Raw genomic sequence first — 19848 nt, 5'->3', positions numbered from 1 at the left:
TCGGCCGTATACTTCGTATACGTTCATAAGATTTTCGGCAACCATCTTCTGTTCGAGCCGCGCCGACTGCTAATTTCAAATCCCCGCACCACGCGGCGGAATGCAGTCCAGGCGCAGCTGCCTCTGCGCACCGTTTCAGGAGGGAGGTGATTTCAGATGGGTGACGAGCTGATCGTCCTGGAGTCCGGCTCCGGCACGCACGAGATGTGATGACTCCCCGCGAGGGGTTGCATCACCAGGGGTGCGAGGCGGCCGAGGCCGCCTCGCACCCCTTACCCGTACGACCCGTGTGCAGCGAGAACGGACCCACCTGATGTTCACCCAGTTCCCACCCCACGATCCCGAGCAGTTGGCCTGGGCGCGCACCGCCGCGGCCATCGCCCTGGAGCGCCATCCGGGCGTTCCGGCGTACCTGAGCGGCGCCCCGCTGGCCGGGCTCGGCACGCCGGCCTCCGACATCGACCTGTTCGCGGTGTCCGACCGGGGGGCCGGGAGCGAGCAGATCTTCGTCGAAGAGACCCGAGTGGACCTGGAGTTCGTGCACCCCGCGAACCTGGCGGAACTGGTCGCCGGGGCCGAGACCTTCGCGGTCGCCGAGCACGACATGTCCCAACTGAGCTTCGGCAAGCTGCCGGTGCTGGACCGGCTGGTCCGGTTCACTCTCGGCGAGGTGCTGGCCGACGACCGGGCCGGCACCCTGACCGCCCTGCAGGCCCGGGCCCGGGCCGCCGCCGACGACATCGGCAAGCTGGTGATCGCCCGCCTCGCGGTGGACACCGGCAATCGGGCCGAGGACGCCTTCGGCGCGCTGGCCGTGGGTGATCTGACGTCGGTCCAGTACCTGGGCCGACTGGCGCTGATCGGGGCGGCCGAGGCCCTGCTCATCTCACGCGGTGACGCCTACGTCGGCCCCAAGTGGGTCTGGACCCGCTGGCGCCGCACCATCGGCGACCGACTGGGCACGCGGGTGACCGAGGTGCTGCACGACCCGGCCGTCCCGGCGGAGACCGCGTTCTGGCTGGGCCAGGACCTGCTGGTGCACGCGATCACCGGCTTCGAGTACCCGATCGTGGTCGACCCCGAGCCCCACCTGCCACGGCGCGACCCGAGCGTCACCCCGGCGCTGACCACCGGCCCGGTGCTGCTCAACCGGCAGGACAGCCGCGCGGTCCGGATCAGCCCACAGGGCGCACTGCTCTGGGGCGCGGCGCACGGCCGCCCACGGGCCGAGGCGGTGTCCCTGGTCGCCGGCCTGCTGGGGATAGCCGAGAGCGTGGTCGACCCCTACTACACCAACCTGGTGGCTGCCGGCGTGCTGCGCACCGACGAGGCCTGAACCATGCCGGCCATCGAAATCACCGACCTGGTCCGCGAGTTCCAGACCGGCCGGGGCAAGGTCCGCCGCGCGGTCGACAACCTCTCGCTCAGCGTGGAGCCGGGCGAGCTGTTCGGCCTGCTCGGCCCCAACGGCGCCGGCAAGACCACCACCATCAAGATCCTGATGACCGTGCTGCTGCCCACCAGCGGCCGGGTGCGGGTGGCCGGCCTGGACGTGGTGGCCCAGCCGCGCGAGGTCGGCCGCCGGCTCGGCGTGGTGCTCGGCGGCGACCGCGGTCTCTACGACCGGTTGAGCGCCCGGGACAACCTGGTCTACTTCGCCGACCTCTACGGCCTCGACTACCGGACCAGGCGCCGACGGGTCCCCGAACTGCTGGAGAGGGTCGGCCTGTCGGACCGCGCCGGGGACCGGGTGGAGGCGTTCTCCCGCGGTATGCGCCAGCGCCTGCACATCGCCCGCGGCCTGCTGCACGACCCTCAGGTGGTCATCATGGACGAGCCCAGCAACGGACTCGACCCGGTGGCCGGCCGGGACCTGCGCGAGCTGGTCAGGTCGCTCACCGCGGACGGCCGGACGGTCCTGCTGACCACCCACTACATGCAGGAGGCCGAGGCGCTCTGCGACCGGCTCGCCGTGATCGACCACGGCCGCCGGATCTACCAGGGCACCGCCGCCGACCTCAAGATCGCCACCGACGGCCGCCAGATCACCGCCATCGAGTCCTACGGCGTCGACGAGGGCCATCTGGGCCGGCTCCGGGAACTGCCCGGCGTGGCACTGGTCAACGTGGCCGAAAGCGCCGGCGGCCAGGTGGTCTATCTGCAGACCGACGCCCGGCACGACGCCACCGCCGCGGCTCTGGAGGTGCTGGCGGGCCTGTCGATCGGCCGGATCACGGTCAGCGAACCCACCCTGGAGGACGCCTACCTGCGACTGGTCGCCGACGCGGCCGAGCGCGGGCAGGCGGCCCCGGCGGGTGCACCGTGACGGGGGTGCGGGCCGTCGCCCGCTTCCTGATCACCGCCTCCTGGCTCCAGCTCAAGCAACTCGGCACCGCCCGGCTGCAATTGATGACCGCCCTGGTCCAGCCGGTGCTGTTCGCGACCATCGCCTTCCTGCTCTTCCGACACGCGCCGGGGCGGGAGTCGCCGACCCAGATCGCGATCGGCGCCGGCCTGCTGGGCATGTGGGCCTCCACCCTGTTCGGCTCCGGCGCGGCCATCAGCCGGCACCGGTTCATGGGCCTGCTGGAGGGCATGGTCGCCGCGCCGATGCCGCTGCCGGTGGTCATCCTGCCGGTCACGCTCGCGTCGGCCGTCCTGGGCCTGTACTCGATGCTGGCCACCGTCGCCTGGGGCTACTCACTGTTCGGACTCCCGCTGGCCGTGCACCGGCCGGTGCTGTTCGTCGGCTGCGTCGCCGTCACCGTGCTGACCCTCGGGGTGCTCGGCCTGCTGATCGCCGCGGTCCTCTTCCTCTACCCGGCCTCCCAGGCGCTGGCCAACGCGGTCGAATTCCCGATCGCCCTGCTCAGCGGCATCCTGGTGCCGGTGTCGGCGCTGCCGGCGTTCTGCCGCCCGCTCTCCTGGCTGGTGGCGCCGATGTGGGGGGTACGAGCGGTCCAGGACGCGGCCGCCGGCGGGGCGTTCCCCACCCTGCCACTGCTGATGTGTGCGGCGCTGGCGCTCTGCTACCTGGCGCTGGCGACGGTACTGCTGCGGGTCCTGGTGGACCGCGCTCGGAACAAGGCGAGGCTGGCACTGGCATGAACCGACTGCGGGTCTTCTTCGTGGACAGCTGGCTGGCCTACCGCGGTGGCTTCCGGATCCTGACGCCGGCCATGTTCATCCCCACCGTGATCGTCCAGCCGATCGCCGAGCTGATCTTCTTCCTGCGGATCGGCCAGTACGCCGGGACCCGCGACGCGTCGTTCTACGTGGTGGGCAACGCGCTCTACAGCTGCGCCGTCGGCGGCATGTTCAGCATGGCCGTCGCGGTCGCCATGGAGCGTCGCAACAACACCCTGGTGATGGTGCTGGCGGCCCCGGTGGACCGGCTACTGCTGTTCGCCGGACGGATGGTGCCCGCGTTCTGCGTCGGCCTCTGCACCGGCCTGGTCACCCTGACCACCGGCTGGCTGCTGGCCGGCCAGGGCCTGACGGCCGGCCGCCTCGCCCCGCTGCTGCTGGCGTTGGCCGTCTCAACCGGATCCGCCTGCGCCTTCGGCCTGCTGGTCGGAGTGACCGGCCTGCGCACCCGGGACATCAACTTCAGTGCGGGACTGGTGCTGACCACCTGCCTGCTGCTCAGCGGGGCCAATGTGCCGATCTCCGAATTCCCGGCGCCGGTACGCCTGTTGGCCGAGCTGATGCCGATGACGCTGAGCATCGAGGCGGCCCGGCGCGGACTGGACGGCCGGCCCGGGGCGGCGCTGCTGCTCGTCGGCCAGGTCGCACTGATCCTCGGCTATGTGGCCGCCGCCGCACTCGCCCTGCGGGTGATCGAACGAGGCGCCCGCGCCGCCGCCGCCCTGGAGCTCTCGTGACCACGCACTATCCACCACTCGACCGCGGCCCCGACGTCGAGGACCTGCACGGCCGGCTGGTCCCCGACCCGTACCGGGCGCTGGAGGGCCCGGACCCGGCGGCCGCCGACTGGCTCGCCGCCCAGCAGGCCCTGGCCCGCCGGCGACTGGACGCCACACCGCACCGCACCTGGTTCGAGCGGACCGTCCGGGAGCTCTCCGAGCTACCCGGGCGCGGCCTCCCGGCCGCCCGCGGCAACCGCCTGTTCCACACCGAACAGGCTCCAGGTGTGGCCAACCCGACCCTGGTGGTCCAGGAGCCGGCCGGCCCGCGCCAGCTGGTCGACCCGGCGCACTGGGGCAGTGCCGCCGGCGCCCGGATCACCGCCTGGAACGCCGCTGGGGACGGCTCCCTGCTCGCCTTCCAGATCTGCGACGACGGGATCGACGACGGACCGCTGCGCGTCCTCGACGTGGCCACCGGCACCCTGCTCACCGAGGTCGCCGACGATCTGCGCGCCCCCTCAGTGGCCTGGGGCGGCCCGGCCGACCGACGGCCGACCGGCATCTTCTACCCGCGGACCGGCGGCGACGGACCGCCGGCAGGGCTGTACTTCCTCGACTTCACCACCGGCGACCGCACGGCCGCCTGGACACCGGGCGCCGCCGGAACGCCCGTCTTCGCCGTTCCGGCGGTCTCGCCCGACGGCCGCTGGCTGCTCACCACCGTCCGCCACGGCGCCGACCCGCGCACCGAACTGCTGATCGCCGACCTGGAGTCGGCACCGCTGGGCGAACCGATGCATCGACAGCTCGTGGCGCCGGGCGTGGCGTTCACGGCGGCCCGGTTCGGCGGTGACGGCCGGATCTACGCCTTCACCCAACTCGGCGCCGCCCGGGGCCGGATCTGCGTCTTCGATCCGGCCGCGCCCGACCCGGACGACTGGCGGGAGCTGACCGCGGCCGGGCCCGGCGCGACGATCCGTGCCTTCGCCCCGATGCACGACCGGGTGGCGGTCTGCCGACTGGCCGACGGGCGCACCGAGGTCGCCGTGATCCAGCCGGACAGCGGCGCCGAAACCCTGCTCGCACTGCCCGGTGACGGCACCGTCTCGGCAATGACCGGCAGCCCCGGCGCGGACAACCGGCTCTGGATCGGCCACGCCGAACCCGGCCGGCCGGCCACCGTGCTGCAGTTCGCCCCGGCCGACGGCGCCACGCCCGGATACTGGTTCCGGCCCGCTCCGCCGGAGCGGGACCGCGGGATCCGTGCCGACCGCACCAGCTGCCGCTCGGCGGACGGCACCGAGGTGCCGATCAGCCTGCTCACCGCCGAGCCGGTGCCCGAGGGCCCCCGCCCCGTGCTGCTCAGCGTCTACGGCGGCTTCGGGATCAGCGCCGAACGGACCTTCAACGCCGAGACCTACGCCTGGCTGCTGGCCGGCGGCACCCATGCGGTGGCCCATGTCCGCGGCGGCGGCGAACTCGGTGCCGGCTGGCACGAGGCCGGCCGCGGCCGCAACAAGCCGCGCTCGGTGGACGATCTGATCGCCGTCGCCGAGCACCTGATCGCCACCGGCGTGACCGGGCCGGAGCAGCTGGTGGTGTTCGGCGCGTCCAACGGCGGCCTGCTGGCGGCCGCGGCCGCCGTCCGGCGGCCCGACCTGTTCCGCGGCTGTGTCTGCGTCCACCCGGTCACCGACCTGCTGCGCTATCCCCTGCTCGGCGACGGCCGTGCCTGGCTCGCCGAGTACGGCGACCGCGCCGACCCCCTGGACGCCGCTGCCCTGCTCTCCTACTCGCCCTACCACAACGTTCGCACCGGCGTCCGCTATCCGGCCTTTCTGCTGATGGCCGGCACCGCCGACCGGCGGGTTCCTCCGGTCCACGCCCGCAAGCTCTGCGCGGCCCTGCAACACGCCACCGGGGCCGACCCGGCGTCGGCCCCGGTGCTGCTGCGCGAGCAGCGGCACGCCGGGCACGGTGTGATCCCACGTGACCAGGTCCTCGGCTGGCTGGCCGACCGGCTGGCCTTCACCACCGACCTGGTCGGGCTGCGACCCGCGGGGCCCGACCGTGACGACTGCTAGCCTGCGCGTTTCGCTCGGGGCCGTGTCCGGATCATGACCACGGACGCGAAAGCGCCTTCTGACACTGCGATCCCGGCGAGTTGGGGCGTCTGTGCGGGCAGAGGAAGGGTGCCCGGCCGGCCACCCACTCGATCGAGGCATTTCGCTGCCCGCCGCCGGAGTGAAACACCAAGACTCCGCCGTGGAATTCGTTTCGCTGCCTGGAACCCACCGTCTGCTCACATAGGGTGACCAACCGGGTTACACCCCTTCAGCGTCCTTCGGCGGGTGTAACGCGGTCGTCCGTCCGCCTGAGAAGACCGATCCCGGATTGGTCCTGGATCACACCCGCCCGTGCGGCTGGGGACTCGTAGAAGAAACGATGACCATGAATGCGAACTCCTCTCCGCCGGTCCGGCGGTCGCGTACGGCGTGCCTCGCCGCTGTCGCCGTCGCCGTCGCCGGAGCACTGGGACTGCTCAGCGCGTGCGGCGGATCATCCTCCAAACCCGCCGGCGCGCTGAGTCCCGGCCCCGGCCAGACGCTGCCGGGGTTTCCCGGCGCCTCCGGAACGAGCGGTACGGTCTCGGTCAGCCCACCACCAAGCACCTCCTCGGCCCCGCCGTACGGCGGCCAGCCGTCCGCTCCGGCGGCCGCCAACGCGGTGACGATCAAGAACTTCGCGTTCTCCCCGGCCACGCTGACGGTCAAGGCGGGCACCAAGGTGACCTGGACCAACACCGACCCCGACGCTCACACCGTCACCAGCAAGCAGGGGTCGGGCGGTCCGCTGCAGTCGCCGGCCCTGGCCACCAACGACACCTACAGCTACACGTTCGACAAACCCGGCACCTACCCCTACTTCTGCACCATCCACCCGTTCATGACCGCCACCGTGGAGGTGACCCCATGACCGAGGACACACACGACTCCGACGGCGGCGGCAGGCACGGCATGACCCGCCGCCAACTCATGCGGCACTCCGCCTGGTTCGGTGGCGCCGTGGTCCTGACCGTCGTCGCGGGAGAGGTGATCAGCCATATCCCCGGTTCGTCGAGCGCGGCCCCGGCAAGCAGCGCGGACCTGCATTTCGTGCAGGTCTCCGACAGCCACATCGGCTTCCAGGGCCCGGCCAACATGGACGTGGCCGGGACGTTCGGCACAGCGATCAACCAGGTCAACTCCCTCGGGTTCCGACCCGCCTTCGTCATGCACAGCGGCGACCTGACGCACCTTTCCACCCCCGCCCAGTTCGACCAGGTCAAGCAGATGCTGTCGCAGCTGGACACGGACCGGGTCTTCACCGTGCCGGGCGAGCACGACTCGATCGGGGACAACGGACCACGCGCCTACCGACAGGCCTTCGGCAAGAACACCCTCGGTGACGGCTGGTACAGCTTCGACACCCACGGCGTGCACTTCATCGCGCTGGTCAACACGCTGCACCTGGAACAGCTCGGCCATTTGGGCAACGACCAGATCGACTTCGTGCGCAAGGACATCGCCGGCCTGTCCTCGGACACCCCCATCGTCATCTTCAGTCACATCCCCTTGTTCGCGATGTATCCGGCGTGGGGCTGGGGCACCGACGACGCGGTGCAGCTGCTGTCGATGTTCCGCCGCTTCTCCTCGGTCACGTGCCTCAACGGGCACGTCCACCAGCTGTTCTCCAAGACCGAGGGCAACATCACCTTCCACTCGGCCGCCCCCACCTGCTACCCGTTCCCCAAACCCGGCCAGGGCCCCGCCCCGCTTCCACAGGTGCTGCCCGCCGGACGCCTCAAGGACGCACTCGGCATCCGGACCGTCAACTACTGGCAGGGCACCCACGCACTGGCCGTCAAGGACGAGAAACTCGTATGAACACCCGGAGCCTGCCCTCCCTCGCACCGCGCCTGGTGCTCGCCGCCGCGCTCGCGGCAAGCGGATACATCCACGCCCAGCTCTACATCGACGGATACCGCTACGTCGACGTCGTCGGCTCGTTGTTCCTGCTGCAGGCCAGCACCTCCTTCGCGGTGGCCGCGCTCCTTCTGCTGGCGGCGCCCCCGCTACTGCGAATCGCCGCCGCCACGATCGCCATCTGTACGCTCGCCGCCTTCGCCGCGTCCCGCACCGTCGGACTGTTCGGGTTCTCCGAGCAGGGCCTGCAACCCGCCCCGCAGGCCCTGCTCAGCCTCATCGTCGAGGCGCTCGTCCTGCTGATCCTGGTCGCCTGGCGGGTGTCCGAGGCTGCGGCGGAATCGAGAGCGGGGGCGGCCGATCACGCGGAGGGCCTCGCCCGCCCCGCCCGCCACCGACGGCTCTACGACGTCCTGTGGCTTCTCCTGCCCGTGGCGGTGGCGATCGGCCTCTTCTGGTTCGGCCGGGTACACACCCCTGACTACCAGGCCAGCCTCTTCGGGAACCGCGGCGACGACGCGAGACTGCTGAAGGCCCAACTGGGCTCCGCACTCCTGGGCCTGGCGCTGATTCAGCTGCTCCTCGCCCTGTGGATCTACGGCCGCCTGCCCGCGCTGCGAGCCGCGCCGCACAGGGTCCACACCACGCACCGCCTCATCGGCCTGACCGCCTTCCTGCTCTCCCTGCCCATCGCCCGGCACTGCATCACCGCCTACGGCGTCCAGTTCGCCCCCACCCGTGTGGCGCTGCACTCGCTCACCGGCTGCTTCCTCTACGGAGCCTTCGTCGCCAAGGTCATCGTCGTCCGGCACCGCCGCTGGCCCGGCTGGGCACTCCCGCTGGCCGGCGGTACCCTCGTCACCGCGATCGCCCTGGTCTGGTACGCCGCCGCCTTCTGGTACCTGAACGGCCTCCACGCCCCCGGTCTCTGAGCGGAACGCGAGGCTCCCCTCCCGACAGCCGACAGCGGATTCCCGCGCGGCGAGGACGTCGTGGTCTCCCGGCCGGCTCGACGCGGACGATTCGATCGAAACGCCTGTCACGCCCGCGTGAGATGCCTAGGATCAGCGGCAACTGACCCGTGGGGGGACAAGCATATGAGCAACAAGATCGGACTGGCCGAGGTCCTGGCGGCACTCCATGAGGAACTCGCGGTCGCGGCGAAGGCCGCTGAGGGCCACGAGCTGCGCTTCCCCGTGGAGGGGACCACCGTGGAGCTCCAGGTAGCCGTCACCGTGGACGCGAAAGCCGGCGGAAAGGCCAAGTTCTGGGTGCTGGAGCTCGGCACGGACACCGGGTACAGCAGGGAGCACATCCAGACCGTCACCGTGCAGCTGGGGGCACCCGTGGACCGCCACGGCCAAACGGTACTGGTCTCGTCGCGACCCAGCACCGAGAAGCCCTGACGGGAATGCCGGAGAGTCGGTACGCGGTGGAGGTCCTGTGGGACTCGGGACCTCCGTCCGCACCCAACTGGATTGTCTCGTCGGGGTACTGCATCGGTGCCGGTTACGTCCTGACGGCCGGCCATGCGGTCGGGCCGGGATCGGTCTCCGTACGGTTCTGGGGCAGCGAGGAGTTCCCCGCCAGGGTCGTGGTCCACGGCGGAGAGCAGGTGGACCTGGCGATCCTGGCGCTGGACGGACCGGGCACCCCTGAGGCGCCGCACGTGCGCGTCGCCCACGTCGATACCGGCCAGGCCACGCGCCTTGCCTGCCAAGGCGTGGGCTTTCCGTGGTGGAAGGAGGACGAGAGCGTCTCCGGAGGGCCGCGGTCACGCGGTCGCGCCCAACTCGTCGGATTCGTGCCCACCGCGGAGGGGCCGGTCGGTGGCCGCCTGACCCTGCATGTGGAGGCCGCACCACGTGACGTCACGAACGGCCGGACCGACTCGGTCTGGAGCAGTGTCTCAGGCACGGTGATCTTCACCGGAGACAGCTCCGGCGGCGAGTTCGCCATCGGCGTGGTCGTGGCGCACCGGCTCAGGGACGGTGTCAGCGCACTCACCCTGGAGCCCCTGTCAGCCATAGAGCGGCTGGAGCCGGGCCGCCGCGAGACGTTCCGCTCACTTCTGGGGATGGGCCGTGGCGTCCGGATTCCGCTACTCAGCGGCACGGCCTATGCGGAGCCCACCCCGCAGCGGCAGCTGTCGGTCCGCCGGATTCTCGCCGGCGTCGTCGCGGCCGTCCTCATAGTCGCGGGCACCCTGTGGTGGAGTTCCAACCGGGCCTCGGTGGCGGACGGACTCACCGACGGCCCCGGCATCAACACCACCCTCACCGGCACCACCCAACCAGGCGAACCGACTCGCTGGTGGGTCCTGAAGGACCCGCAACCGGCCCCCGGCACCGACACGAAGATCGACGTGCTGGCGGCGGCGCACGAGGGAGCGCCGATGGTCGAGCAGACGATCAGGTTCGCGCTGCAGGGCAACCGGCACAGCGGCGTGATGGTCACCGACATCGGCGCTCGTGTGATCGATCGCAAGCCGCCACTGGCCGGAACCGCCTACATGGCGGAGTCGGCGGGTAACGCCCCTGCTCTGAGGATCGGCCTCGACCTGGACGAGGACCAGCCCCGCGCCCGGACGTACAGCGACGGTGACAGCCGCACACTGGGGGGCTTCTACTTCGATGCCGACGGCTTCACCCTCGCCTACCGGGAGACGACGCCGGTGACCGTCACCGTCTTCGCCCAGCGGAACCTGGTCAGCTTCGTCCTCGTCATCTCGTACTCGGTCAACGGCAAGCTGGAACATGCCGAGATCACGGACAAGGGCGGCAAGCCGTTCGTGGTGTCCGGCATCCCGGAGCACCTGGCAAGCGCCTACACCCTGCCCGTAGGCCCTCCGGGAACCACCTGGACCACGGCAGGAACCACCGGGGCGGACTTCAACGGCCTTGCGGTGAGGCTGAGGCCCTGATGCGCAGCGACACGAAGATCATCGCTGGACTCCTGGTCCTCGCCCTGAGCGTGGCCGCCGGCATCGTCTGGCACTCGACCCACCACGCGGGGCCGGTTCCGAGCCGCGACTCCTGGGCGCTACCGGAGGACCCCTGCCAGGTGCTGACCGTCGATGAGCTCAACCTCGTCGCGGAAGTCCCCGCCGACTCGTACTACCGCAAGCTCCCCATCACCGCCCTGGGCGACTCACTGACGTCTTTCGGGCTCGGCAACATCGACATCAGCTACCAGACCGATCCGACCTCCTGCCAGTTCGGCCAGTCGACGACCGACACCGCGGCCAAGCCGCCGCCGCCGTACGAGGACACACGGTGGGAAGCGGAGTGGCAATACGGGCATGTCACGGCCGAAGCCTGGAACCACGGGAAGCAGGGCTTACTCGGGAACGGTCGGTGTAAGTCCGTCGACGATCCGGCGGGGGCTCAGGATGCGCTGTGGTGCGATGAGAACGGGCTCTTCCTGCTGCACGGCGGCATGATGTTCGGCTTCCGCGTGCAGAAGGAGCTCCTCCCTCCCGACTACGGCCCTGTCACCACGATCGACTCGGAGAGCGGTGCGAGGACCATGGCGGTGAAGGTACTCGACCGGATCACCAGAGGCTCCTTCCCCGCGCCGCCCGCTGCCGGCGGCCCCGCGTACGGAAGCAACGTCCTCATACGGGAAGGGAGCGACGGGAAGACACGGACGGAGCCCACCGCAGCCCCGGGCATCGCCCCTGTCGCGGTCTGCTCCCCGGCACGGCAACCGTCGAGCGGCCGGCCGAACGTCCCGGTGCCGCCGGAACTCGCCTTGCCCAAGGGCGTCTCCCTCCCCCGCGACTGGCAGGTGTACGGCGTCAGCGTGCCCGGCGGCAAAAGCCCGGGCGCCGGCCCTGATGTGGTGTACCTGGCGGGCCCGCCGGCCCGCTGCGCGACCGTGGTCGGCATGCCGGGCAGAACGGGCGACCTCGTGGTCCACGACACGGACACCGTGGTGGGAATCGGGGATCTCGCCGGCAAGGACATCCAGCGCGCGGTCTTCGCCGACATCCAAGGACTCCCCAGTAGCGAACGGACCGTTGACGCCGCATGCGGCATCGAGGACCCGGCACTCAGGGCATCCGTCATCCAGCGGCTCGGACTTCCGCCCTGCAAGCCCGCCGGCGCGACGGCGGTAGGCGGCCTGCTGACCCTGGACACCGCCGATCCCGACCTGATCCTCATCGTCAGCAGCTCGATCAGACCCGGAGACCAGTACTTCACCGACGTCAACTACACCCTGCACGCCTATGTCGTGGACCCGACGCATCGCAGTGTCGACGAGCAGTGGATCGTCTGCGATCCGTGGGCGCAGGAAGTCGCGGCCTGCCAGGCCACCTTCGCGCTGTTCCTGCTGAAAGGATCCCGGGTCGGCACCATGCTGGACTCCGGGCGGTCTGCGGCCGTACTGGCGGCCCTCTCCGGCTTCCTGACCGCCCAGCTCCCGCCGGGGAGGCACTGACCGGGCGTCCCGTCGGTTCCGTCGGGTCCGCACCACCGCGGCGGATCCGGTACCCGAATGAGAGGGAAAACAGGCCGTATGCGACCATACGCGCCATGTTCAGCACAATTCCGCTGGTCCGGGATCCCGACACCCCGGCCGATCCGCGCCGTCGCCTCCTGCTCGAACTCGGTGCGGGCCTGTTGAGCGGCGGTCTGCCCGTCCACGACGTGGAGGAGGAACTGCGCGGGCTCGGGCGAGCGCTGGGAGCACCCGATGTGCGGGTCGCCGCCCTGACCACCGGGCTGTTCATCGCGCTCGGCCCCGACGACGCGACCGCGTTCGAACCCGTCGGCCCTCCACTGCGGTTCGAGCAGACGGCCGACATCCTCGACGTGGTCCACCGGCTGCGCGCGGGCGGACTCGACGGACACCAGGCGCTGCACGACCTGGACGCGATCCGCCGGGCGCCGGCCCGCTGGCCCAGCTGGGTCGCGGACCTCGGAATGCTGCCGGTCGGGGTGGGGCTCTGCCTCTTCCTGCAACCGGTGGCGGCGAACGTCCTCGCCGCCGGGATCGGCTCGTTGATCGTGGTGGGCCTGACCATGACGGCCCGCCGGCTGCCACTGCTGCGGCCGCTGCTGCCGGTCGCCGCGGGCTTCCTCGTCTCCGTCCTCGTACTGGAGGCCGCCCAGGCCTCGCTGCTGAACGGGCCGCTGCGCACGATCGTCGCCACCCTGGCGATCCTGCTGCCGGGTGCTCTCCTGGTGACCGGGCTCTCCGAGATAGCGGCGGGCGCGGCCAGCGCCGGGACAGCCAGGCTGATGTCCGGCGCCGTGCAGCTGGCGCTCTTCCTCACCGGCGTGGTGGCCGCCGCCACCGCCACCGGCGTTCCCGCCTCAGCGCTGGCCAACACCCAGGTGGCCACGCCGAGTTGGTGGGAGATCTGCCTGGGACTGGCGCTCGCCGTGGCCGGGATCGTGATCAACGTCAACACTCCTCCGCCGGCCATCCCGTGGATCGTCGCGGTGATCGCGGTGACGGCCGCCGTCCAGGTGCCGGTGACCTCCGCCGGCGGCGCGGCGGTGGGCGGCCTGGCCGGCGCGGTCACCGCCGCAGCCGCGGCCACCATCGTGCACTGGCTGCGGCGCGGCTCGTCCTGGCAGGTGCTCTACCTCCCCGCGTTCTGGGTCGTGGTACCGGGCTCCTTCGGCCTGCTCAACACCGCGCAGATCGAGGTCGGCGACGGCGCACGCGCCGTACTCGCCGCGGTCTCGGCCGTGTTCGGCGTCTCCGTCGGCACACTGATCGGCGCGGTGATCAGCCGGCTCCCCCAACCCGACCTACTGCAACCGCGATCCTGACCCCGGACGGGCCGGGCTGCCGCCGGCTTCACGCCGGTCCGCAGCCCGCACCCGGCGCCGTCCGGTCAACGACACCGCCGGGTTCCCTGCCCGCCGCCCCGCCGCCCACCGGGCTTCAGCCCCGGCGTCCTTGAGCTCCAGCCGATCCACGAGGTCAGGGCTGCATCGGCAATTCACTGAACTATCAAGTGAGTTGGCTTTAATCATTCGTTACCCACAGCCTCTTCACTTCACCTTGTCCAACCCGGAATGCTTCACCGCGACGTGCACGACGTGCGTCCGAACGACTCCGGGGAGGACCACCACATCATGGCCAGCAGGCACCGCCGTCCGCTCCTCATCAGCGCCATCGCGCTCACCACACTCGGTCTGACGACCAGCCAGGCCCTTGCCACGAACCCGTCCGCGCCGCGCCCGTGGCAGGCCACCCATCTCGCGGACACCGCCCACCACCCGGGCGCCAAGACCGCTTCGCCGGCCCGGCAGGCCCCGTTGCTGGACGGCGGGTCCGACGGTGGCGACGACGGCGGCGCGGACGAGGCCTTCAACTCCATGGAGTCGACGGCACAGTTCCAGGAGGCCCGTACCGCGCCTGGTGTCATCGCGCCAGGTGCCTATGGCGCGGCCTGGGCGCAGCTCCAGTCGATGCCGCACACCGGCGGCTCCTGGAACCAGGTCACCGACAAACCGTACAACGAGGACGATCCGCGCTACCGCGACGTCAACTCCAACTCCAGCGGGGGCGCCGGTAGGACCAGTGGCAGGATCACCGGCATCGCGGCCGACAACGGCGGCTATGTGTACGCGGGAGGTGCCAACGGCGGTGTGTTCCGCTCCAGCACCGGCGGTGGCCACTGGGAACCGATCTCCGACAGGCTGCCCTCGCTGTCCACCGGCGCGCTGAGCCTGGACGGTTCCGGACGGCTCTGGTACGCCACCGGTGAGTCCAACACCGGCGCCACCTCCTATGTCGGTACCGGCGTGTACGTCCTCGCCGACCCCAGGCACGGCCAGTTCACTCCGGGCATGCGGATCGGCGGCGCCGAGCTGGAGTCCACCACCATCCACGCGCTGCGGTTCGGCGGCGACAAGGTGTGGGCCGCCACCAGCCGCGGCGTGTGGAGTCACTCCACCACCGACCTGTCCGGCCCGTGGACGCTGGAGTTCGCCCCGAACCCGGACTACCTGCCCGGCGGCAAGCTGGCCTCCGACCCGAGTGCGCCGTACAAGAACATCGCCAACGACATCGCGATCGACCCCAAGGACCCCACCAAGGTCATCCTCGCGGTCGGCTGGCGCGGCGGCGACACCTACAACGGCTTCTACACCAAGGCCGCCGACGGCGGTTGGCAGCGCGTCGCCTCGCTCGGTGACCTGCCGACCGACGCCGGCAACGTCGGCAACGTGACCTTCGCCCGCTCGGCGGACGGCTCGCGCTACTACGCGATCGACCAGTCCCCGGCCATGACGGCCGGCAACCCCGACACCGGCCTGAAGGGGGTCTACGTATCCAAGTCCGGTTCCCCGTTCGGCCCCTGGACGCTGATCGCGGACAAGGACAAGCTGATGGCCGCCGGCTCGGCACTGCAGAGCGCCGGCTACGAGCCGGGCATCCAGTCCTGGTACAACCAGTTCCTCCAGGTCGACCCCAGCAACCCGGACCACGTGTACGCCGGTCTGGAAGAGGTCTTCGAGACCAAGAACGGCGGGCAGAACTGGACCACCCCCGGCCCGTACTGGAACTTCGGCTTCCCCTGCTGGTCGATCGACCCCACCAAGCAGACCGGTGACTGCTCGCCGACCGTCCACTCGGACCAGCACGCCGTCGCCATCGGCAGCTACCACGGCCAGACCTCGGTCTATGTCGGCAACGACGGCGGTATCTACAACCGCCCGGTCAACGGCGCGGTCGACTCCGGCGGCCATGCCAAGGACTGGAAGTCCCTCAACGACGGCACCATCGACACCCTCCAGTACTACTCGGTCGGCGTCGGCACGGACCCGGCCGACCTGTCCGGCAAGGGCGTCGCCATCAGCGGCGGCATGCAGGACAACGGCGAGTCCATCCTGCGCACCCACGACAGGGTGATGGGATCCGACTTCGGCGGCGACGGCGGCGACACCCTCGTCGACCCGAAGAACGGCTGCAACATCGCCGAGGAGTACGTCTACGCCGACATCTGGGTCACCCAGAACTGCGCCGTCAACAACGGCGCCTGGAGCACCGACCCGTCCAAGGCCACCTCCTACGAGGTCGCCCCGCCGGACAAGGCCACCAGCGCCGCCCGGTTCATCGCCCCCATCACCGCCGACCAGAAGAACACCGACACCTGGGTCGCCGGCGGGCAGCACATCTGGGTCCAGAACAAGGGCTTCGCCATTCGCAGCGGCAGCGAGTGGAAGAGCGCCTACGACCTCGGCGCGGGCCACTTCGCCACGGCCGTCGCCGCCTCCGGCGGTACCGTCTACGCCGGTTGGTGCGGCCCCTGCAACAACCAGGGCTTCACCCGTGGCATCGCGGTCGGCAACGCCGACGGCACCGGCTGGCACCAGCTCAACCTGCCCGTCGACGGCAGTCTGCCCAACCGCTACATCTCCTCCTTCGCCGTCGACCAGAACGACGCCCAGCACGTTTTCGTCGCGTTCAACGGCTTCTCCCGGACCTGGACCGAGGGCCCCGGCGCCGGCATCGGCCACGTCTTCGAGAGTCACGACGGCGGCGCCACCTGGACCGACATCTCGGCCAACCTGCCCGACGTCCCCGCCGACTCCCTCAACCTGCTGCCCGACGGCGGCATCGCCCTCGGTACCGACCTGGCCGCCTTCTACCGCGCGCCCGGCCGGACCGACTGGAAGGTCCTCGGAGAGCACCTGCCCACCACCACGATCATGCAGCTCAAGACCGGCCCCGACGGCAGGCTCTACGCCGCCACTCACGGCCGCGGCATCTGGTCCACCGATCCGCGCCACCTTGGCCGCAACGAGCAGGACGACCAGGGCAACCAGAACAACTGAACGACCGTTCGCTCTTCACCGGTGCCAGGCCCGACCTCCACGGGGGTCGGGCCTGGCACCGGCTTTTCCGAAGCGCTACGAGCTTCCTGCCGGTACCGGCGCGGCCGCGGCGGCCCGTTTACCGCTTCGCGGCCCTGGCAGATCTGTGCCGGCATCCTTGCCGCCTTGCCGCTTCGGCTTCGGCTTCGGCTTCGGCTTCGGCTTCGGGTTGAGCAGCTTGACGAACGGTTTCTCCACCATGTCGTGCAGCATCGTGGCGAGAATCAGCGCCACCGAGAAGGAGGCGATGGTGAGGGCCAGCGCCTGCACGGTGGGAAGTCGCGGCGGGCCGTCGAACAGCTTCATCGCGGTGAGGATTACCAATTCGTGGACAAGATAGAAGGCGAAGGAGATCTCACCCAGACGCACCATCCGGGGGTTCCGCCAGATCGACGCGGTGCGCTCCACGTCGGCGCGCGCCGCCGCCGGTATCAGCAGCACACAGCCGATGATGCCGGTCGCCGAAGCGGATATCAGCGGCTTCCCCGTCCAGAGCACGAGCTTCTGTGTGAGGAGCAGCCCGGTGACGAGGACCGCTGCCGACACCGTCATGCCGGGCCCGCGCCAGCGGCCGTTCCTGACCAGCTGCGCGAGAGCGATGCCGATGAGGAACTCCAACAGCCGCACCGGCGGGAACTGGTACACCAGGAACAGCGGCCTGATACCGGTCTTCTCGCCGACCCAGTCCATCAGGAAGGGCACCGCGATGACGAGTACGGGGCCGACCGCGACGATGGCCCACCAGGCGCGGGCCCCCATCCGCATGATCAGCGGCACCAGGAACGGAAACATGAGATAGAAGAAGAACTCCACGCTCAGTGACCAGGACACGCCGTTGTAGCCGTACCAGTACCGAGGGGCGAAGGCGGCCCAGGACTGCGTGAGCGTCAGGTTCGCCGCCGCGATCCGGCCGCTGAGGTGCAGCCCTTCCCAGCTGAACAGGGCGACAGCGCCCAGGAAGGTGAGGAAGTGGCTCGGGTAGATCCGAGCGAAGCGGCGGCGCCAGAAGGAGACGACCCGGTCCTTGGGGCGCGCAGACCACGTCAGGACGAATCCTGAAAGGACGTAGAAGAACGAGACACCCATTCTGCCGCCGCAGAAGAGCCACTCCATTGTGCTCTGAGCGTGCTTCTGGCCGAAGAACCCTGACTCGCTCATGATGTGGAAGCAGAAGATCATCATGGCCGCCGCCCAGCGCATCCCGGTCAGCGACGGTAGCCGCGATGCGTGGTCCGGAGAATCGCCGGCCGCACGGACGGCAGCAGTACTCATTTCGTTCGATCCCTCCCCTTGGAACCGACGCAGCGTAGCAACGCCCCTTTCACGGGCGAGGAAGCGGGTCGCCCTCGAACCGAACACTCCGGGCACTCAGCCGTCCCGAACAACTGGCGCATCCCCACCGAGGCCCGCACGAACGCGAAGGACGCCGCCGAGCTCCTTCGCGTCCTGCTCGCGCTGACCGGTGCCGAGATTCGGTGTTGACGGACGATCACCACCAACGATCAGCTCCCGACCGGCACGAGCATCCCGGCCGCGGCCCACGGCAGCCCCGTGACCTGCGTATTCAGGCTGAAACGAGCTCGCTGTCCGCCTTGCACCGGGAGACGAACAGCAGGTTTCACCACAAGTCCGAACGTAGTGCCCACACTGCCGCCCAGGCTTCGCACGGGGCATTGACCCGGTGCGGACGACTCTGATTCCCTACCTCATGGCCAGTGGTGCACCGCTCGTCTGATCCACCGGTACTTCCTCAAGCACTTTCCCCCACACGCCAGTTGGCGGTTCGGATGTCCGGCACTCGATGCCGGCCCGGATCGCTCTGGCAGATTTGCGCCGGTTCCCCCCAGAGCCGGCGCGGAGCGCAGAGAGGACAACCTTCCATGGGCCACCCCCACCAGCGCCGCGCGAGCCGCACCTTCCTGACCGGAATCGCCTCGCTGAGCCTGATCACCGGCGCCGTGCTCGTCGCGGCGCAGACCCCGGCGTCGGCGAGCGGATCGCACGCGTCGTCGCAGGCGAACCCCTACAGCCCCCAGTACCAGCACCCGTACCGGCACGGCGCGATCCCCACGATCGCCCAGAACAGCAACATGAAGGCGTGGGCGCAGACCCACACCACGGCGGCGACCGGCCCGGAGACGCTGTCCTACGGCGGCGGGATCGACGGTACCGGCGTGAACAGCGGCCACTCCAAGGTCTACCTGGTCTTCTACGGCAACCAGTGGGGCACCCAGAGCGCCGACGCCAACGGCAACGCCAAGTTCTCCGGCGACAAGTCCGGCGCGGCCGGCGCGGCCCAGCAGATGTTCAAGGGCATCGGCACCAACGGTGAGACCTGGTCGGCGGACCTGACCCAGTGGTGTGACGGCCCGAACGTCCCGGCCGGTGCGACCAGCTGCCCGTCGAACGCCAACTTCATCCCGTACCAGTCCGGTGGTGTGCTGGCCGGCGTGTGGTACGACAACGCGAGCAAGTCGCCGAGCGCCGCGACGGGCCACCAGCTGGGCCAGGAGGCCGTCAACGCGGCAACCCACTTCGGCAACACCACCGCCGCGTCCAACCGCAACGCCTACTACGTGATCCTGTCGCCGCACGGCACCAACCCGGACAACTACCAGAACCAGTACTGCGCCTGGCACGACTACACCGGTGACTCCACGCTCACCGGCGGCGCGGTGAACTCGCCCTACGGTGACCTCGCGTTCAGCAACCAGCCCTACAACATGGACTCGGGCGCGGGCTGCGGCGTCGGCTTCGTCAACTCCCCCGGAACCCTCGACGGTTGGACCATCACCCTGGGCCACGAGTGGCACGAGATGATGTCCGACATGAACCCGGCGGGCGGCTGGACCAACCAGCAGAGCAGCAGCTCCTACTACGGCCAGGAGAACTCCGACGAGTGCGCCTGGCTCTCCCCCGGCACCTCGGGCGGCGCTGCCAACGTCAAGTTCGGCTCCTTCGGCACCTACGCCGAGCAGGCCAGCTGGTCCAACGACACCAACAGCTGCGCCATCTCGCACGCGATCCTGCACTGACGCACGACCGGCAGGGGCTGACGGCCGGTCCCTGACGGCGCAGAGGTGACAAGGCAGGGCGGGCACAGAGACTCCGTTGGTTGATGACCGGCCCCTTCGTGAGGTCCGTCGCCGTCAGGCGGCGGACCTCAGCGTTTCG

Annotated in this window: 15 protein-coding genes; 14 read left to right on the top strand and 1 reads right to left on the bottom strand. The window is 70.2% G+C overall.

Going from position 1 to position 19848, the window contains the following annotated elements; genetic code table 11:
• The first annotated feature begins 313 nt into the window (after positions 1-313).
• From ACSMTC_RS36520 to ACSMTC_RS36460, 13 genes are all read left to right on the top strand, one after another.
• Positions 314-1336 (top strand): hypothetical protein, encoded by a 1023-nt coding sequence (locus ACSMTC_RS36520; RefSeq protein WP_436564033.1) that lies wholly within the window; start codon positions 314-316, stop codon positions 1334-1336.
• 3 nt (positions 1337-1339) lie between these two features.
• Positions 1340-2326, top strand: a complete 987-nt coding sequence (locus tag ACSMTC_RS36515; RefSeq protein ID WP_436564032.1) for an ABC transporter ATP-binding protein — start codon at positions 1340-1342, stop codon at positions 2324-2326.
• Positions 2327-2331: 5 nt separating this feature from the next.
• On the top strand, positions 2332-3108 hold the full coding sequence (locus tag ACSMTC_RS36510) for an ABC transporter permease (RefSeq protein ID WP_436564031.1): 777 nt from the start codon (positions 2332-2334) through the stop codon (positions 3106-3108).
• The gene (locus tag ACSMTC_RS36505; protein WP_436564030.1) at positions 3105-3884 is read left to right on the top strand and encodes an ABC transporter permease; all 780 of its coding nucleotides are present in this window, start codon (positions 3105-3107) and stop codon (positions 3882-3884) included. The genes ACSMTC_RS36510 and ACSMTC_RS36505 overlap by 4 nt, the downstream gene beginning before the upstream one ends.
• Complete coding sequence (locus ACSMTC_RS36500; RefSeq protein WP_436564029.1) at positions 3881-5953, top strand: prolyl oligopeptidase family serine peptidase; 2073 nt, start codon at positions 3881-3883, stop codon at positions 5951-5953. Before ACSMTC_RS36505 ends, ACSMTC_RS36500 begins: the two co-directional genes overlap by 4 nt.
• 361 nt (positions 5954-6314) lie before the next feature.
• Positions 6315-6845, top strand: coding sequence for a cupredoxin domain-containing protein (locus tag ACSMTC_RS36495; protein WP_436564028.1), 531 nt, complete (start codon positions 6315-6317; stop codon positions 6843-6845).
• Positions 6842-7795: a metallophosphoesterase family protein gene (locus ACSMTC_RS36490; protein WP_436564027.1), complete on the top strand. Its 954-nt coding sequence runs from the start codon at positions 6842-6844 to the stop codon at positions 7793-7795. The genes ACSMTC_RS36495 and ACSMTC_RS36490 overlap by 4 nt, the downstream gene beginning before the upstream one ends.
• The gene (locus ACSMTC_RS36485) at positions 7792-8766 is read left to right on the top strand and encodes a DUF6529 family protein (RefSeq protein ID WP_436564026.1); all 975 of its coding nucleotides are present in this window, start codon (positions 7792-7794) and stop codon (positions 8764-8766) included. Before ACSMTC_RS36490 ends, ACSMTC_RS36485 begins: the two co-directional genes overlap by 4 nt.
• Positions 8767-8931: 165 nt before the next feature.
• Positions 8932-9240: a trypco2 family protein gene (locus ACSMTC_RS36480; RefSeq protein ID WP_436564025.1), complete on the top strand. Its 309-nt coding sequence runs from the start codon at positions 8932-8934 to the stop codon at positions 9238-9240.
• Positions 9241-9245: 5 nt separating this feature from the next.
• Positions 9246-10757, top strand: a complete 1512-nt coding sequence (locus ACSMTC_RS36475) for a hypothetical protein (RefSeq protein ID WP_436564024.1) — start codon at positions 9246-9248, stop codon at positions 10755-10757.
• On the top strand, positions 10757-12277 hold the full coding sequence (locus tag ACSMTC_RS36470) for a hypothetical protein (RefSeq protein ID WP_436564023.1): 1521 nt from the start codon (positions 10757-10759) through the stop codon (positions 12275-12277). The genes ACSMTC_RS36475 and ACSMTC_RS36470 overlap by 1 nt, the downstream gene beginning before the upstream one ends.
• Before the next feature lie 95 nt (positions 12278-12372).
• Entirely contained in the window at positions 12373-13620 is a 1248-nt protein-coding gene (locus ACSMTC_RS36465; protein ID WP_436564022.1) for a threonine/serine exporter family protein, read from the top strand.
• A 309-nt stretch (positions 13621-13929) separates the two neighbouring features.
• The gene (locus tag ACSMTC_RS36460; RefSeq protein ID WP_436564021.1) at positions 13930-16635 is read left to right on the top strand and encodes a glycosyl hydrolase; all 2706 of its coding nucleotides are present in this window, start codon (positions 13930-13932) and stop codon (positions 16633-16635) included.
• Positions 16636-16710: 75 nt separating this feature from the next.
• Here ACSMTC_RS36460 and ACSMTC_RS36455 read toward each other — a convergent pair whose 3' ends face one another.
• Entirely contained in the window at positions 16711-17946 is a 1236-nt protein-coding gene (locus ACSMTC_RS36455; protein ID WP_436564020.1) for an acyltransferase family protein, read from the bottom strand.
• A 608-nt stretch (positions 17947-18554) separates the two neighbouring features.
• On the opposite strand from ACSMTC_RS36455, the gene ACSMTC_RS36450 reads away from it, so the two are divergent.
• Complete coding sequence (locus tag ACSMTC_RS36450) at positions 18555-19709, top strand: hypothetical protein (RefSeq protein WP_436564019.1); 1155 nt, start codon at positions 18555-18557, stop codon at positions 19707-19709.
• The last annotated feature ends 139 nt before the right edge of the window (positions 19710-19848 follow it).

Origin of the sequence: Kitasatospora sp. HPM-01-4 (genome assembly GCF_051374625.1) — a bacterium.
Taxonomy (GTDB): domain Bacteria; phylum Actinomycetota; class Actinomycetes; order Streptomycetales; family Streptomycetaceae; genus Kitasatospora.
Note: the sequence above shows the minus strand (reverse complement) of the source record. Positions and strands in the feature narration are given on the sequence as shown.

Bases quoted from the DNA above. Each gene is read 5' to 3' on its own strand.
- ACSMTC_RS36520 (WP_436564033.1), top strand. From the start codon at position 314: ATGTTCACCCAGTTCCCACCCCACGATCCCGAGCAGTTGGCCTGGGCG.
- ACSMTC_RS36515 (WP_436564032.1), top strand. From the start codon at position 1,340: ATGCCGGCCATCGAAATCACCGACCTGGTCCGCGAGTTCCAGACCGGC.
- ACSMTC_RS36505 (WP_436564030.1), top strand. From the start codon at position 3,105: ATGAACCGACTGCGGGTCTTCTTCGTGGACAGCTGGCTGGCCTACCGC.
- ACSMTC_RS36495 (WP_436564028.1), top strand. From the start codon at position 6,315: ATGACCATGAATGCGAACTCCTCTCCGCCGGTCCGGCGGTCGCGTACG.
- ACSMTC_RS36490 (WP_436564027.1), top strand. From the start codon at position 6,842: ATGACCGAGGACACACACGACTCCGACGGCGGCGGCAGGCACGGCATG.
- ACSMTC_RS36485 (WP_436564026.1), top strand. From the start codon at position 7,792: ATGAACACCCGGAGCCTGCCCTCCCTCGCACCGCGCCTGGTGCTCGCC.
- ACSMTC_RS36480 (WP_436564025.1), top strand. From the start codon at position 8,932: ATGAGCAACAAGATCGGACTGGCCGAGGTCCTGGCGGCACTCCATGAG.
- ACSMTC_RS36475 (WP_436564024.1), top strand. From the start codon at position 9,246: ATGCCGGAGAGTCGGTACGCGGTGGAGGTCCTGTGGGACTCGGGACCT.
- ACSMTC_RS36470 (WP_436564023.1), top strand. From the start codon at position 10,757: ATGCGCAGCGACACGAAGATCATCGCTGGACTCCTGGTCCTCGCCCTG.
- ACSMTC_RS36465 (WP_436564022.1), top strand. From the start codon at position 12,373: ATGTTCAGCACAATTCCGCTGGTCCGGGATCCCGACACCCCGGCCGAT.
- ACSMTC_RS36460 (WP_436564021.1), top strand. From the start codon at position 13,930: ATGGCCAGCAGGCACCGCCGTCCGCTCCTCATCAGCGCCATCGCGCTC.
- ACSMTC_RS36455 (WP_436564020.1), bottom strand. From the start codon at position 17,946: ATGAGTACTGCTGCCGTCCGTGCGGCCGGCGATTCTCCGGACCACGCA.
- ACSMTC_RS36450 (WP_436564019.1), top strand. From the start codon at position 18,555: ATGGGCCACCCCCACCAGCGCCGCGCGAGCCGCACCTTCCTGACCGGA.